At 66.9% G+C, this 13715-nt stretch carries 17 protein-coding genes and 1 pseudogene; 14 read left to right on the top strand and 4 right to left on the bottom strand.

The window, feature by feature from the left end; genetic code table 11:
• The 14 genes and pseudogenes from KAK09_RS15945 to KAK09_RS15880 form a co-directional block, all read left to right on the top strand.
• Nucleotides 1-830 (top strand): annotated as a pseudogene (locus tag KAK09_RS15945) (phage tail tape measure protein); the annotation flags it as partial.
• A complete protein-coding gene (locus KAK09_RS15940) occupies nt 823-1977 on the top strand; it encodes a hypothetical protein (RefSeq protein WP_210879932.1) in 1155 nt (384 codons plus the stop codon). The pseudogene KAK09_RS15945 and the gene KAK09_RS15940, both read left to right, overlap by 8 nt.
• Nucleotides 1974-2834 carry a phage BR0599 family protein gene (locus KAK09_RS15935; protein WP_210879931.1) on the top strand — a complete coding sequence of 287 codons (861 nt, stop codon included), beginning with the start codon at nt 1974-1976 and terminating at the stop codon, nt 2832-2834. The genes KAK09_RS15940 and KAK09_RS15935 overlap by 4 nt, the downstream gene beginning before the upstream one ends.
• Nucleotides 2835-2873: 39 nt before the next feature.
• The gene (locus tag KAK09_RS15930; RefSeq protein WP_210879930.1) at nt 2874-3122 is read left to right on the top strand and encodes a hypothetical protein; all 249 of its coding nucleotides are present in this window, start codon (nt 2874-2876) and stop codon (nt 3120-3122) included.
• Entirely contained in the window at nt 3119-3337 is a 219-nt protein-coding gene (locus KAK09_RS15925; protein ID WP_210879929.1) for a hypothetical protein, read from the top strand. Before KAK09_RS15930 ends, KAK09_RS15925 begins: the two co-directional genes overlap by 4 nt.
• Entirely contained in the window at nt 3324-6455 is a 3132-nt protein-coding gene (locus KAK09_RS15920) for a phage tail protein (RefSeq protein ID WP_210879928.1), read from the top strand. The genes KAK09_RS15925 and KAK09_RS15920 overlap by 14 nt, the downstream gene beginning before the upstream one ends.
• 75 nt (nt 6456-6530) lie before the next feature.
• Nucleotides 6531-7205, top strand: a complete 675-nt coding sequence (locus KAK09_RS15915; RefSeq protein WP_210879927.1) for a DUF2793 domain-containing protein — start codon at nt 6531-6533, stop codon at nt 7203-7205.
• The gene (locus KAK09_RS15910) at nt 7202-8071 is read left to right on the top strand and encodes an SPRY domain-containing protein (protein ID WP_210879926.1); all 870 of its coding nucleotides are present in this window, start codon (nt 7202-7204) and stop codon (nt 8069-8071) included. Before KAK09_RS15915 ends, KAK09_RS15910 begins: the two co-directional genes overlap by 4 nt.
• Nucleotides 8068-9066, top strand: coding sequence for an FscB (locus tag KAK09_RS15905; RefSeq protein WP_210879925.1), 999 nt, complete (start codon nt 8068-8070; stop codon nt 9064-9066). Before KAK09_RS15910 ends, KAK09_RS15905 begins: the two co-directional genes overlap by 4 nt.
• Nucleotides 9063-9371: a hypothetical protein gene (locus KAK09_RS15900; RefSeq protein WP_210879924.1), complete on the top strand. Its 309-nt coding sequence runs from the start codon at nt 9063-9065 to the stop codon at nt 9369-9371. Before KAK09_RS15905 ends, KAK09_RS15900 begins: the two co-directional genes overlap by 4 nt.
• A 142-nt stretch (nt 9372-9513) precedes the next feature.
• Nucleotides 9514-10194, top strand: a complete 681-nt coding sequence (locus KAK09_RS15895; protein WP_247651349.1) for a YcbK family protein — start codon at nt 9514-9516, stop codon at nt 10192-10194.
• The gene (locus KAK09_RS15890) at nt 10194-10451 is read left to right on the top strand and encodes a hypothetical protein (RefSeq protein WP_210879922.1); all 258 of its coding nucleotides are present in this window, start codon (nt 10194-10196) and stop codon (nt 10449-10451) included. Before KAK09_RS15895 ends, KAK09_RS15890 begins: the two co-directional genes overlap by 1 nt.
• A gap of 173 nt (nt 10452-10624) precedes the next feature.
• On the top strand, nt 10625-11038 hold the full coding sequence (locus KAK09_RS15885; protein WP_247651347.1) for a hypothetical protein: 414 nt from the start codon (nt 10625-10627) through the stop codon (nt 11036-11038).
• A gap of 146 nt (nt 11039-11184) precedes the next feature.
• A complete protein-coding gene (locus tag KAK09_RS15880; RefSeq protein WP_210879921.1) occupies nt 11185-11385 on the top strand; it encodes a hypothetical protein in 201 nt (66 codons plus the stop codon).
• Between the two features lie 16 nt (nt 11386-11401).
• Here KAK09_RS15880 and KAK09_RS15875 read toward each other — a convergent pair whose 3' ends face one another.
• The 4 genes from KAK09_RS15875 to KAK09_RS15860 form a co-directional block, all read right to left on the bottom strand.
• On the bottom strand, nt 11402-11746 hold the full coding sequence (locus tag KAK09_RS15875) for a hypothetical protein (protein ID WP_210879920.1): 345 nt from the start codon (nt 11744-11746) through the stop codon (nt 11402-11404).
• A complete protein-coding gene (locus KAK09_RS15870) occupies nt 11743-12768 on the bottom strand; it encodes a DUF4236 domain-containing protein (protein WP_210879919.1) in 1026 nt (341 codons plus the stop codon). The genes KAK09_RS15875 and KAK09_RS15870 overlap by 4 nt, the downstream gene beginning before the upstream one ends.
• A 3-nt stretch (nt 12769-12771) precedes the next feature.
• Nucleotides 12772-12957 carry a hypothetical protein gene (locus tag KAK09_RS15865; protein WP_210879918.1) on the bottom strand — a complete coding sequence of 62 codons (186 nt, stop codon included), beginning with the start codon at nt 12955-12957 and terminating at the stop codon, nt 12772-12774.
• A gap of 61 nt (nt 12958-13018) precedes the next feature.
• Nucleotides 13019-13690 carry a hypothetical protein gene (locus KAK09_RS15860; protein ID WP_336244476.1) on the bottom strand — a complete coding sequence of 224 codons (672 nt, stop codon included), beginning with the start codon at nt 13688-13690 and terminating at the stop codon, nt 13019-13021.
• Between the last annotated feature and the right edge of the window lie 25 nt (nt 13691-13715).

Raw genomic sequence — 13715 nt, 5'->3', positions numbered from 1 at the left:
GCGTGGTCGAGGCGGCGACCGCGCCGCTGGAGTCGGTTGCGGCGCTCCGCGAGGCCGTAGCCGCGTCGGGGGCCGAGGCGGAAACCGCTCTCACGGGCGCGCGGACCGCCGCCGAGAGCCTCGAGGATGCGCTCGATTCCACCGGCGAGGCCGCGGGCCGCGCGGGCGGTGCAGGTCGCGGTGCGGGTCAGGCGCTGCGCGAGGCCGCCGACACGGCCCGCAATGCCTGGGAGGCGACCGCCGAAGCCGTTCGCGCCGCGCAGGAGCGCTCGCGCGAGATTGCTCAAGGGCTGGCGCAGGACATCGTCGGGCCGATCAAGGACGCGCTGAAGTCGGGTGAGTTCAGCTGGGAGACCTTCGCCAGCGCCATCTCGCGGATCGCGCAGAACCTCGCAAACCGGCTGATCGAACTTGCCTTCAAGCCGATCGAGAACGCGATCATGCGCGCCTTCTCGGGCATGGGCGGCGGGGGTGGGTTCTTCGCGAGCCTCTTTGGCTTCGCACGCGGCGGTGTCTTCGCCAATGGGCAGGAGCTGACCGCCTTTGCCCGCGGGGGCGTGGTGAACCGGCCTACGGTGTTCCCCTTCTCGCGCGGCATCGGGCTGATGGGCGAGGCCGGGCCGGAGGCGATCCTGCCGCTCCGGCGGGGGCGCGACGGGCGGCTCGGGGTCGAGATGAATAGCGCGCCCGCCCAACCAGCGCAGGACATGTCAACGCGCATCATCAACGTGCTCGATCCGTCGGTTGTCGGCGACTACCTCGCCACGCCTTCGGGCGAGCGGGCGATCCTGAATGTCATTCGCCGCAACCGGAATGCGCTGAATGCCTGAATTGCCTCTCTGGTCCTTCCCGGCAGCGCAGGAGACCAGCGAGGTGCTGGAATGGCGCACCGATGTGCTGACATCGCGCGCGGGCGAACAGCGCATCGCGCTCCGGCCTCGACCGCGCGAGATTGTAACGTTTCGGCACCGGCTCGACGCGCTGGGGATGGCCCGGACGGCGGAGCTGGCGCGGGCTGCGTTTGCGGGCGACTGGCAGATACCGCTCTGGCACATGGCGCTGCAGCCCGCCGCCGATCTGGCGCAAGGCGCGATCGAGATCCTGCTCGATACCGGCGTGGCGGATTTCCGGAGTGGGGGGCTCGCGGCGATTGCGGTCGATGGCCGTGAGGCGGCGGCGGTTGCCATCGCCAGCGTTCAGGCCGACCGGCTGATCCTGGCGGAGCCACTGGTGCTGCAACTGCCCAGTCCGGTGGTTGCTGCGCCGCGCATCACGGTCGCGCCGATCCGCGCAGGCGTGCTGACCTCAGCCATCGCGGTCACTCGCCGCAGGCAAAGCGATGGCACGGTGACCGCCAGCTTCATGCTGCGCAATGCACCGGATCTCGCCGCACCGGTGCTGCCGACCTATCTCGGCCGCCCGGTACAGACCGACCCGAGCGTCGTGCGCCGCCCGCTCTCCGCCAGCCTCCGCCGTGCGGTCGAGTATGTTGATAACGGTTTCGGGCCAGTCGTGGTCGAACCCATGCGCGATGTCTTCGAACGCAGTGAAACGATTACGCTCAAGGCAAAAGGCCCGACCACACGCCAACTTCTGCGCCGCTGGCTTTGGTCGCTCCGAGGGCGTCAGGCCAGCTTCTGGCTGCCGACCTGGGGGCGCGAGCTGCATTTGCGCGCGGCCATGACCTCGGGCTCGGTGCTGATGCGCGTCGCCCCGGTTGCGTCGCTCCCGGCCTATGTCGGTCGCGCGATCATCTTGGAAATGCCATCCGCGCTGCGCTTCCGGACGATCACCACAGCCATCGCCGAGGGCGCGGATCACAGGCTGACGCTGTCGTCGAACCTCGGCGATCCAGTTCCCCTCACGACGAAGGTACATTTCCTGACCGCGATGCGCGCCGACGCGGATCGCGTCGAGATCCAGCATGGCTCGGTGGCGAGCGAGGCCACGCTGCCTGTTCTCGAGGTGCCCGCATGACCTACGCCAGCTTGGAGTCCTCGGTCGCCGAGGGCCGGCCCTATTTCCTCTACCAGTTCGTGGAAGGCGATCAGGTCTGGCGTTTCACCAGCCGCTCCACGCCTTGGACCAGCGCGGGGAGCGGGGGAGATATGATCTCTTGGGAGCCCGCCGCCGTCGCCCATGGCGATGTGGTGCAGACGAGCGAGATCGAGCGCGGGCGGCTGGAACTGACCTGGCCGCTATCGCATCCCTTCGCGCGACGTTTCCTCGCCCCCTTGAGCAACACGCCCGTGACGCTGACGATCTTCCGCGGACACGAGCAGGTGTTGGGCGAGACCGTCGCGCATTGGAAGGGCCGCGTGGTGGGGGCGGAAGTCGAGGGGCAGCGCATCCTCCTGCAGGCGGAATCTATCTTCAGCACGCTGCGCCGGGCGGGTGTGCGGGCGAAGTACCAGCGGCTGTGCCGGCACGCGCTCTACGGCCGGGGCTGTGGGCTCGACATCGCACTGCACTGGCTGACGGGCACGGTGACCGCCGTCGCCGCTAACGCCGTCACGGTCCCTGAGACAGCTGACCAGCCCGATGGCTGGTTTCGCGGCGGTGTGCTGCGCTTTGGCGTGCAGCTTGGTTTCATCACCGGCCATGCCGGAGCGGTGCTGACGCTCTCACGCCCGATGCCGGAACTGGCGACAGCTTTTGCCACACCCGAGATCGACCCGGACACGGGCGAGCCACTGCCGGTCCTGCTCGACATCGCGCCCGGCTGCGATCTGCGCGCAGCCACCTGCGCGGCCAAGTTCGGCAATCTTCTCAATTTCGGGGGCTTTCCCGAGATCCCCGGCCGCAACCCCCTGGGCGGCGGCTCCATAGTCTGACGCGCCCTGCAGGCGCCAATCCGCAATCGGCATTCCCTCATGGTCTGGACCTTCATCGCGCGGCTCGTTCTCGGGCTGGTGCTCTCGGCGATTTCCTATGCACTGAGCCCGCGCCCCAAGATCGAGAAACCCCAAGCCGCAGGGCTCGACGACTTCTCGCTGCCCACCGCCGAGGAGGGCCGACCGATCCCAGTGGTGTTCGGCACCGTGCTGATCACCGGGCCCAACGTCGTCTGGGCAGGCGATCTCAAGGTCGATCCGATCAGGAAGAAAGGCGGCAAGAAGTGACCCGCGTGACGATCCAGGACCTGCGCGATGCGCGCTACTGCCTCGCGGGCGTGCGGCCATGGTTCCGCCGCCATGGGTTTGCGTGGTCGGAGTTTCTTGCCCACGGGATCGAGGCTGACCGCCTCCGTGCGACCGGGGATGCGCTGGTGGAACCCGTGATCCTGGTCGCAGAGATGCGGGAGACGGCAGTGGAGGCCAACGATGGGCGGGCGTAGCAAGGCGCAGACTGTCGGCTTTCGCTATTCGCTGGGGATGCATCTGGCGCTCTGCCACGGGCCAATCGACGCGATCCGCGAGATCCTCGTAGACCGTCGCACTGCCTGGTCAGTGACGACCGGTGGCGGCGTCTCGGGCGGCGGCGCGGCCGTGGAGACGCGAATCGGCACGGTCGCGGGCATGGCGGCAACTGCGGCGCTGGCGGGCGATACCATCGCTTTGATCACCTTTCCGGGGACGCGTGCGGGTGTGCGCATCGGCCGGGATTACCGGCTGCAGCTCGCCAATGGCACGCGCCAGACGATCACGTTGCGCGGCGTCACGTTCAACGCCGCCAGCAATGTGACCTCCTGGTCCGCTCTGCCCGAGGCGCTAAGCTTCCCCGCGCAATCGGTCGAGGTGTTCGAGGCGACCAGCGCCGCCAGCAATGCAGGCGCCGGTGGCGGACGCATCCGGATCGACAAGCCCGATCTCTTCGGCGGCGAGAAGCGCGAGGGCGGGATCACCGGTGATGTGGATGTGCTGATGGGCGGACCGGGCCAGGGGCAGAACGATTATCTTGCTGCGCGTATGAACGGCGACGTGCCCGGCTATCGCGGGCTCTGCAGCCTTGTGCTGCGGCAGGTCTATCTCGGCATCAACCCCTATCTGAAACCTTGGGCGGTGCGCGTGACCCGCGTGCTGACCGGCGAGGCAGGCGCGGCGCAATGGTATCCCGAGAAGGCCCCGATCGTGCCGGAGGCGAACATCTCGGACGCCGCGATCTACATCACGCTCGATGTCTCGGGCTCGATGTCGGGCACGCGCATGGCAGCACAGAAAGCGGGTGTCGCGGCGCTGATCCGCGAGATCGGCGCCAGCGTCGATCCGGACCGGCCCAATGACATCCGCATCGTGCTCTGGAACGCGGGCGTCGCAGGGTCCATCGAGCGGCGCAACATGGAACCCGAGGATTACACCGCGCTGGAAGACTGGATGCTGGCGCTCTCGAACAGCACTTCGGGGGGCACGAATTTCAACGCGGCCTTTGCCGAGGCCGGCGCCTACTTCGCGGGTGGCGGTTCGAAGCGGCGGATCGTCATCTTCGTGACAGATGGGGCGCCCTCGCCAGTCTCTTCGGTCGATGCCGCATTGGTCACGATCACCAGCCTGCCGCCTGCCGACATCTTTGGGTTCAACATCGCACTCGCGGACACCAGCTATACGGCGATGATCGACAACACGCCTGTTGATGGCGTGCCGGTGATCCCGGCCGGCAACCCGCAGGCGCTGGTGGCCTCACTGCGCGGGGCCTTCGGGAACGGCCCGGACATGAACCCTGCCCATATCATCCGGGAGTGTCTCACGAACCGCGACTGGGGTCTGGGGTACTCCACGGTCGAGATCGGGACGAGTTTCACCGCCGCCGCGGACACGCTTTACACTGAAGGTTTCGGCCTGTCGCTGATCTGGCAGCAGGACAGCTCGATCGAGGAGTTCATCGCCAGCGTTCTCGACCACATCGATGCCACGCTCTTCATCGACCGGCGCACCGGGCTCTGGGAGTTGCGGCTCATCCGGGCAGACTACACGGCCGCAACGCTGCCGCTCTTCAACGAGACCAATGTCGTGGACTGGGGCCGACTAGGGCGCCGCGCGCCGTCGGACCTGGTGAACAGCGTGACCGTGCGCTTCACCGATGCCTGGACGGACGACACGGGGGCGGTCTCTGTCACCGACACTGCCCGGGTCCAGGCCATGGGCGAGGTGATCGCCACCACGCTCGACTATCCCGGCATCCGCTACCAGGGGCTGGCGATCCGCGTCGCCGAGCGCGACCTGCGGGCGCTTTCCGTGCCGCTGCTCACCGGAGAGATCGTGGTGAATCGCGAAGGCGCCGATCTCGGGCCCGGCGATGTGATCCGGCTGCGATCATCGCGCCTCGGGCTCGACAACGTGGTCATGCGCATCTCCGAGATCGGCCAGGGTGACGGGCGCGACAATGGCATCAGGCTGAAGCTTGCCGAGGATGTGTTTGCCCTTGGTGCGACCGCCATCGCAGGCGGGCGCATGCCGTCTGGCACCGGGGTTGCCGCACCGCCAAGGGCGCTGGTGCGGCGCATGGTCGAGGAAGCCCCGTACTGGCTGCTGGTCCGCGAACTGGGCCACAGCGAGGCCGACCGCATCCTTTCGGAGGATCCCGATGCGGGCGCGCTGGTCGCCACCGGTGAACGCCCTAGCGCCGATGCGCTGGCGGCGGAACTCTGGATCGATCCCGGCACCGGCCCGGCACAGGAAGGCGTGGTTGCTTTCGCGCCCGCGGCGCTGCTCGCGGCGGACGTCTCGGACCACCCAGAGGTGCGTGTCCTGCCCGTCACCGGCTGGCGCGACATCGGTGAGGTCGGGATCGGCACGCTGGCGAGCATCGGCGGTGAGTTCGTGCGCGTCGACGGGATCACCGCCACGGCGATCACCGTCGGCCGCGGATGCCTCGACACCGTGCCGCGCGCGCACGCCGAGGGAACCCCGGTGATCTTCTTCGACGAGGACGCGCGGATCACCGAGGATTCTTGGGCGGCAGGCGAGACCCTTGCGATCCGGCTGCTGCCCGAGACCGGGCGCGGCACGCTTGCTTTCGCGCTGGCGCCCGAGGACAACGTGACGCTCGACCGCCGCGCCATCCGGCCCCTGCCGCCCGGGCGGGTGCAGGGCAATGGCAGCTACGCGCCGGATGTGGATTCGCTGATCGCCGATGATCTCGTCCTGACTTGGGCCCATCGCGATCGCCTCACCCAGACCAGCCCAGTCATCGTCGATCACACGGGCGGCTCCATCGGGCCGGAGCCGGGCGTTGGCTATGCGATCGAGGTGCGCTGGATCGATCCCGACACTGGCACGGCCCTCATGCCACCGGGCATCGTGATCGACGCCGGGAGTGGCACGAGCTGGACGCTGGCGCCCGAGGACGTTCCCGAGACCGGCGCGCCGGAGCGCACGGCCGAGATCGACCTCGCCGTCCGGTCGCGTCGGATGGTCGGCGGCGTCTGGCTTACTGACCGCGAGGCGCGCCGGTTCCGCCTGACCTCCCCCTTCGCCGCCGGGTGGGACCGCGGCTGGGGCTTCCTCTGGGGCAGCTGAACCGGACCATTCGCATCGGCGACGTCACGACCGCGCACGCCACAACCATCATCACCACCACAAGCGAGGACGAGCATGCCGGAACGGATCATGCCGGGACTGGGGCTGCGCGCCTTCTATGACCCCGGCCAGCGTAACTGGGGCACCAGCGTCAGTGAGGATCTGCGTGCGTTGTCGGTACTGGTGCAGGCGCGCGCGCTTTCAAGAAGCACAGGCCTGCCACCCGCGGGCAGCCCCGGCGATATCCGCATCGTTTCGGCTGGCGCCCCGGTCCATGCCAATGCGCTGGCGCTCTGGGACGGCGAACCGGGGGCGGAGGACTGGGTTTACCTCACGCCACAGGAGGGCTGGCAGGTCTGGGTGTCGGACGAGGCGCGGCATGTGCGTTTCACGGGTGGAGCATGGGTGGAAGTGCCGCGCCCCGGTATCGTGCCGATACGCACCCTGACTGCCACGGCGCACACGCTGGAACTGATCGATCTGGCCAGCATCCTCGAGACGACCGGGTCGTCCGCCGTAACCGTGACAATCCCGGATGAGGCTTCGGTGCCGTTCGAGATCGGCACGCTGGTCAATGTCACGCAGATCGGCGCCGGGATTGCCACCATCGCGGCGGCAGCCGGGGTGTCGCTTAATGGCGTGGCGGCTGGATCGGTGGCGCTCGACGGCCAGTGGTCAGGCGTGGCGCTGGTGAAACGCGGCGCGGATGCCTGGGTCATTCAGGGCGCACTGGCAGGACCCGTCACATGAGTCTGCTGATGATGCGCGCCGCGATCCTGGCGCAGGGCGGCGATACCGGACCTCCCGTCGATATCGGGGCTGCGTGGGAGCTGGATGTCACCCGCCGCCCCGCAGGCTACACGCTGTCGGATGGCAACCAGACTGCTGTGAACACCTCGGGCGGCAGCGATTACCGCCGCTGGGTTCCGGCCGCAAAGGCGATCCGGCCCACCGACGGGCGGCGTTATTGGGAGGTTCTGTGTGCCTCAGGCGGTGCTTTCGAGTTCGACGGCTATCTGGGCATCGTCTCCGATGAGCAACGCGAGGAATATGACGCGGGCAACAATCCGATCACGCTGGGCTCGATCGGGTATCGCGGCAACGGCTCGCTCTGGTCGTCGAACACAAGCAGTACCAGTCAGCGCCTGTCCGGGCTTGCCCCCTATGGGGCGGGCGATGTGGTGATGTTCGTGATTGATCCCGGCGATGCCAGCCTCTGGATCGGGCTGAACGGTATCTGGCGCGACGATCCGGTCAGCGGCGCGCCGACCTGGACCGCCGCGCCCAGCGCCGCCTGGTATCCTCAGATCCAGGGGCGCGATCCGGGCGATGGCGGTACGCTGCGCTCGCTACCCTCGCAGTTCAGCTACCCGGTTCCACCCGGCACCCAGGCGCTGGGCTATGAGGATCCCGACCTGCGCATTTACGAGGCGCATGCCTTCATCGAGTTTGGCTGGGACCGCGATCTCAGCGTTGCAGAGGTCGAAGCCTGGCTCGATCTCGGCGGCGGCCCGCGCCTCACCTCAGGCAATGTCTCGTTCTTTCTCGATCACGGCGGGGGTGTAGCCTTCTCCGCCGCCCATGCATCTCTTTACATCGAAGTGGAACTGCCATGAGTTACATCCTGCATCTGGGCCATCAGCCCACCGACATCTCCGGCGTCGCCGGTTCGCTGAGCACCGTTGCCGCCGGCTTCGACGAGACCCTCGATGTCAACGGTATCCGCTTCAACGGATCGCGCACGCTGGCCGCCCCCTTCGCCGTCGGGTTTCCTGCGCCGGTCGGTGATATGTGGCTGGGGTTTCGCTACGTGCCGCCCAACAACGATTCCGAGAGCATCACCCAGAGCAATGCCGGGTTCCTCGAGTTCTTTGACGCGGAGAATGTCAGGATCGCGCAGGTCCGCCCCCTGACCTCGACCAACCGCTACCACGCCGAGGCGCATGGCGACACGCTCGTGCAGGGAAGCTCGAGCTACTTCGCCCCGAACGGCCAGGCCCAATGGGTCGATGTGCGCCTGAACGTCGGTGCCGAGATCACCATCGAATTCTACGTCGATGGCGTACTGCAGAGCACCGCCACCGCCGCGAACACCGGCGGCAAGGGCAAGCCGGTGCAGGTCGTGTTCGCCAATTCAGGGCTGCACGGAACCAGCTCGAGCCGCACCTGGTATTATGCCCATATCGCCGTCCTCGACGGGGTGTCGACCATCGGACGTCGCTTCGTGCGCCGCATCCCCAATGCCATCGCGAGTTTCAACGAGATGGTGGGCAGCATCGACGCGCTCAGCGATAGCGACATCGCCACGCGGGTGGCCAGCTCTGCTGCGGGGCAGCGCATGTCTTTCTCGCTCACCGGCCCGACCGGCCCCGCGTCGGTCACCGCCATCGCGGGCGTGCACATAAAGCAGATCGCGCAGGCGGGAACGGACGGGCCGGACGCCACCACCGGGTTCCTACGCATGGGTGGCGTGAACCATGACGCCACCCCGGTAACAGTGCCCGACCTTGCGCCCGTTCCGGTCTATTCCAGCTGGGCGATCAACCCGGCCGATGCGAACCCCTGGAGCGATCTGACACTGCCGAACGAGGTCGGGATCCTGTCGGCATGACGCAGCAGTCCTCCCTTTTCGAGCAGATCGCGCAGGCCTTCCGCGACCATGGCATCACAGCGGCCATTGGCGTGTGGTTCACCTTCATCGCCGGGCTGGCCACTGCCGTGACGAGAAAAGCGTTCACGAACGAGGCGCTGCTGCACAAGCTCGAGCAGGAACTGGCCGAGGAACGCTCCCGCATCGAGAAGCGCCGCGACGAGGATCGCAAGATCGACCACGACCGGCTCGCCCGGATCGAGCTCGATATCCATGACATGCGCAACCTGATCTTCGCCGCGTTTCAGCGCAAGAACGGAGACTGACCGCACCGCCCAGCGCCCGCTCTGGCCACCGGTCCACAAGCCAACTCTGGCAGACTGCCCAATTCGCAACACCGACAACCCATCCGCCGCGCCCGCGCACGGCGGCCCCTTCCGCATGCCCATCACCCCAAGGAGCTCCCCCATGGCCGACCCCATCCACACCTTCCGCCATTTCAGCGATGTGCCAGACCGCCTCTGGCGCTGGCCGAACTTCTCGCCCGCCGAAATCGCCTGCCGCGGCACGGGCCAGCTGAAGCTCCATCCCGCCGCGCTCGACAGGCTGCAGGCCCTGCGCGACCGGCTGGGCAAGCCGCTGATCGTGCGCTCCGCCTATCGCTCGCCCGAACACAATCGCGCCGTCGGCGGTGCCCCACGCTCGAAGCACATGGACGGCACGGCCTTTGATATCGCCATGTCGAACCACGACCCCGCCGCCTTCGAGGCCGCCGCCCGGGAGGTGGGGTTTCTGGGCTTCGGCGCCTATCCCCGCTCCGGCTTCATGCACATCGACCTCGGCCCTGCCCGTTCCTGGGGCGATCCCTTCCCGCCGCGTGCGGTCCCCTTCGCCGCCGAGACCCCGCCCGCGCGCGAGACACTGGCCGCGAGCCGCACCCTGCGCGGGACGGGTGCAGCCGGGGTGGCGACGGTCGGTGCCGCAAGCGTCGAGGTCGCGCAGGAGGTTCTGGCGGAAGCACAGGGCGCGATCCTGCCGCTGGTGCCGTATCTGGACACCCTGCGCTGGCTGTTCATCGCGCTCGCGCTGGGCGGGATTGTTGTGGCCGTCTGGGCCCGGCTCGACGACTGGGAAAAGGGCCTGCGCTGATGTGGGCCAGCCTCCTGGCTGGGCTTCTCGCCCGGCCATGGGCGCGGCGGGTGGCGGCTCTCGCCCTCGTCGCCCTCACCGTCACCCTGTTCATCCTCAACCTTCGCCGCCAGGGCGAGCGCGCTGGCCGCGCCGCCGAGCGGCTCGAAGCCATGGAGCGCAACGATGCCATCCACCGCCAGATGCTGGACGCCGCCGCGCGCCGCCCTCGCAGCCGCGACGATCTTCTTGACCGGCTGCGCGACGGCGGGTTCTGACGCCCCGCCCGGCACTTGCCCGCCAGTGGTGGGGTACAGCCAGGCCGAGCAGGCGCGTGTGGTGGAGGAGGTCGCCGCGCTGCCCGGGGGGGCTCTGATCCCGGGCTGGCTCGCTGATTACGCTGTCCTGCGCGACCAGGCGCGGGCATGCGCAAGTAGGTAGCCTAGAATCCTTGTTCGAAATCGTGGCGCGATTGCAGGCATCCGGCTATTCTCGCCTGATGAACAAAGACGACGAAAAGCGCATTGCGGCGAAGCTGGCCAGGATCATGGCCATGCTTTGCGTGCGCAACACGCAGCTGGAGACGCTGCATGCCGGCCTGGGACCCATCACCCGGACCGGCGACTATTCGGATGTCTTCGTGGTGGACGCAGACGGCAGGCGCATCCCGTGGTCGGAGGTCTCGCGCATCGACGAGGACGAGATGCGCCAGTTGATGCAGGAGATCATCAACCGCCTCTATACATTCCATCTCGAAGCTGACGATCCTAAGCTGCAGGCAACCATCGAACGCTGGATGGGCGCCGTGACGAAATGGGACGAGCCGGAAATCGATCCGAGGATGATCGGTAGCGGTGATGAATAGCGCTGCAGCACATCGGTAGCGACCGCTATGCCCGCAGCCTAAGGCGCGGGCTTGCCATCACTCCGAAAAACTACCGACATTCAACTGGACTATGCGCGCCGGTCACGCCTCATGTCGCTGCGACGACTCTCCTGGAACGGACTCCAATGGCCTCGAAACACCCCGAAATCATCGTCACGCTCACTGGCCAGGACGGCAACGCCTTTGCAGTTCTCGGACGCTGTCGCGAGGCCGCCAAGGAAGCTGGCCTCTCTGACGACGAGATCGCCGCCTTCCTGGACGAGGCCATGGCGGGCGATTACGACCATCTCCTGCAGACCGCCATGCGCTGGTTCGAGATCAGGTGATCCGAGCCGATCCGCGTCAAGCACCATTCAGCATCCCGAATACCGCCGCGCACTCCGTCTGCCACGCCGCGCGATGCTGCGCGGGATCATCCGGAAACCGACCCAGCGCCACCGCTAGATCAAAGAACCCGCGCCGCGGCATGTCGCCTGCGCGGCTGATTACCAGCGTTGCGATTATCGGGCGGCCTGCGGCCACATCCTCGCGCATGGTCTGCTCGAGCGCGGCGGCGACGCGCTGGATGGTGCCGGGTGGTTGCATGCCGAGTTTGCTGGCCAGCGTTTGATAGGTGATGAAAGGATCTTTCGGATCACGCTGGGCGAGGGCTTCGCGGATGCGTGCGGCGAGGGCGGTGTCGGTCATCCGCCAACCCCCAGCCTCTCGGCCACATCCTCAAACCCCGGATCGGCGGCATAGATGCGCTCGAATTCGCGCCTCGCGCGGGCGCGCTGGCCGGTCTCAAAATAGAGCACGGCGCGGTCATACCGGACCTGGTGCAGCAGCGCCTCGGGCCGGTCCTTGCGGCGTCGGTTGGCAAGCGTGAAGACATCGATGGCGGCATCGGGCAGGCCCAGCGCCGCTAACGCCTTGCCGCGGTAGAGCAGGATCGCCGTATCGACCGGGGTTTCGTTCTCGACATGGACGGTGGCGCGCACGACGCGGTCCATGAGCGCGCGGTCCTGGGGCGTGTCGAGCGCAAGCTCGGCGAAGGACAGCAGCACCACCGGGTCGGTGGGGTCGATCTCCAGCAGGCGCGAGACATGCGCCATGGCATCGTCGTGGCGGCCCTGAAGCTGCGCGATTTCCACCATCGCCAGCCTTGTGCCGCGCTCGCGCGGGAAGACATGGGCGAAGATGTCGGAGGTGATCGGCAGGCTGGCCTGCGCGGCGATCTCGTACTTGCCAAACAGCGCACCCAGATCGTCCAGCCGCGCCAGCGCGTGCTGAAAATGGGCCTTCGCGGCATCGAGTTCCTCGCGGCGTAGGCGGATCATCCCGGCCATCCAGGCAGCATCGGGCAGATCGCGCGCCTCTTCCAGTGCCGCCAGTGCCGCATTAAGATCACCGTCATTGAGCGCGCGAATGCCGTCGACGAAGCGTTTCTCATCCGCCGGGGTCATCAGCCGCTGGAAAAAGCCGAGCTTCAACCGGTCGCGCTGCGGTACGCGCGGCGCCGGGGCCGCGCCGCCGCGCCCGCTGCGCTTACGATCATGGACGGTGTAGAAAAGCCCCGTGCCAGTGATCCCGGCCGTGGCCCGGTTGCCGCGCGGGCTGATCGTGTATTTCGCGCCGCGCGGGCCCAGCGACAGCGAAGCCGCCGATTTCGACAGGTTCAGCGTGACCCCGGGGGCCAGGCGGATACGGCGCCAGAAGCGGAAGGGCATGGCTCAGCGCCCGCGCGAAGCGGCGGCAATTCGTTCGAGCGTGTCGAGCGCATTCTCTAGCGTCTTCGTGGCACCGAACTTCTCTGTTTCCAAGATGTTCGGATTTGACTTGATAGCTTCAGTTCCCTGAAGCAGCGCATCGCGGATAGCAGTGCCCCGGAAAACAGCGATCACGACGATCTGTCCCATGGAGATCTGAATTGGCATGGACTGAGCTACCAACTGACCTGAGAATATTTGGGTTTCAGCGCTATTTGCTGTCATCATTCCACCCGTTGCTGCCCCTCTGACATGTTGCCAGATCGATCATTTGATTTCCTGCACTGTCGGCACGCATCTCGAGATATGGGCTTTGCGAGAAAAGATACGCACTCGATCCTTTGAGAGAGAAAGGGTAGACGATCGGGTTTGAGCCAATCCCGGCGACCGACAGTGGACGACCCGCATACCGCACGCACGCCTCCGCCAACCACGCTGCTGCAGCGGATGCATCTAGCTCGATCAATGGGGATCGGACGATGCGCTTGCCCTTGTCTACTCTCTCGATGGCTCCCCAACTCGCTTGGGACTGCAAAACCATGTTCGTCATCCGGCGAGTGCCTTCGCGCTCACCGAATATCTCGGCCATTCGCCGATGGACCTCCGCAGAAGTGCAGTCACCTTGTAACGAGGTGAGACGTCCAACAATTTCGGCCACCTTGCCGAAGAACGGGTAGGTCGCCAGGGCCATCCCCCATGTCAGTGCAGAGACTGGCGTGTCCGGTGCTCCGCGATATATTTCCACCCCGCGCTCGGCGAAATCAGCCAGATCGGGACGTGGCTCCAACCAGAGGCGGTTCAGAACCGTTCGGGTCTTTTTCTTGGCGGCGGAGCCCGGGTGCGTTGCGTCGATGAGTTCTGTCAGGTCATCGAGATTGGACACACCCGCTCTCACGCGCAGCGCAGCT

It is taken from the genome of Roseovarius autotrophicus (assembly GCF_018069895.1).
In the GTDB taxonomy this organism is placed as follows: Bacteria; Pseudomonadota; Alphaproteobacteria; order Rhodobacterales; family Rhodobacteraceae; genus Roseovarius; species Roseovarius autotrophicus.
The sequence above is the reverse complement of the archived record's forward strand: the minus strand, read 5'-3'. Positions and strand labels throughout refer to the sequence as shown.